The organism is Arenibacter sp. S6351L (assembly GCF_023016025.1).
Lineage (GTDB): Bacteria > Bacteroidota > Bacteroidia > Flavobacteriales > Flavobacteriaceae > Arenibacter > Arenibacter algicola_B.
This window is the reverse complement of sequence record NZ_JALKBB010000078.1, coordinates 1-1,274: the sequence shown is the minus strand read 5'-3', so window position 1 is coordinate 1,274 and position 1,274 is coordinate 1. Positions and strand designations below refer to the sequence as shown.

At 45.1% G+C, this 1,274-nt stretch carries 1 protein-coding gene; it reads right to left on the bottom strand.

From position 1 onward, the window contains the following. Positions 1 to 30: 30 nt before the first annotated feature. A protein-coding gene (locus MWU82_RS23940; RefSeq protein WP_247098264.1) for an IS3 family transposase occupies positions 31 to 1,205 on the bottom strand; the annotation gives its coding sequence in 2 pieces (ribosomal slippage) (positions 31 to 950 and positions 950 to 1,205; 1,176 coding nt in all). Between the last annotated feature and the right edge of the window lie 69 nt (positions 1,206 to 1,274).

Sequence of the window (1,274 nt, the reverse complement as noted above, 5' to 3'; positions counted from 1 at the left end):
TGAACTTGCAACAAAAAACGGGACAAAAAGTTAAGCTACATTTTTAAATTGCATTATTTGTTCAAATTCTAGTATTGTGCGGTTACCCAGAGCTGAATGTCTTCTGTTTCGGTTATACCAGGTTTCTATCCACTCGAACACAGATATAGCGGCCTGTTCTTTTCTCTTGTAACGGGTCCTGTATATGAGTTCTACCTTTATGGATTTAAAGAAGCTTTCCGCAACGGCATTGTCCCAACAGTTCCCTTTCCTGCTCATACTCTGCTGAACTCCTTCATAACTGCCCAATAGGTTTCTAAAGGCATTGCAGGCATATTGTACGCCCCTATCCGAATGGAATATCAATTTTCCCGAAAGCGGTCTGTTTTTAACAGCCATTCTCCATGCGGCCATACAAGTGTTTGCGGCACTCAGATCGCTACTGAGTGACCAACCTATGACCTTACGGTCGAAAAGGTCAATAATTATCGTTAAGTAAAGCCATCCCCTCCCGGTCTTTATGTAGGTGATGTCCGATACCCAGGCCCGGGCTTTAGCTTGCGCTGAAAAGTTTCTGTCCAATTTGTTTTCTGCCACCGGATATTTGTGTTTGGAATCGGTGGTGACCACAAACTTTTTAGCATGCACGGCCCGTATACCTTTTTGTTTCATCAGCCGGGCCACCCGTGGCCTGGACACATCGAATCCTTGGGCCCTGAGCTCATCGGTTATCCGCGGGCTTCCATAGGTCGCCTTACTTTTCTGGTGTATCCGCCCAATTTGAAAAAGTAGCATCCGGTTCTCATTGTCCCGGTCGCAAGGAAGCATTCTTTGACTTCTGTAAAACCCACTTTTGCTCACTTTAAAAACTTTGCACATCTTCCCAACAGGAAATTCCAATCGGTGGTCCTTCATGAATTGGTAGATTTCCTGTCGCTCGCGGAGAAGATGCCTATCGCCTTTTTTAAGATATCCCGCTCCATGGTTACATCGGCGAGCTCCCTTTTTAACCTGGAAACTTCTTTTGCTTCCGGGGTGAGCTGTTTATTCCCGTTGCCACTAAAGGACAGGGAAGGATCATGGGCAAACTCTCGTCTCCAGCGATAGAGAAGTTCCGATCTGACACCCAGTTCACGGGCAATATCGTTCACATTGCCACGAACGTGGCTCAATTCCACCGCCTTTTGTTTAAATTCTTTACTGTAGATTCTTCTGTTTTCTTTCATCGTTTTACCAAGTTAAGGATTTTTCAATATTGCCCTTAACTAAGTGTCCCAACAAATGTAGCAAGACCA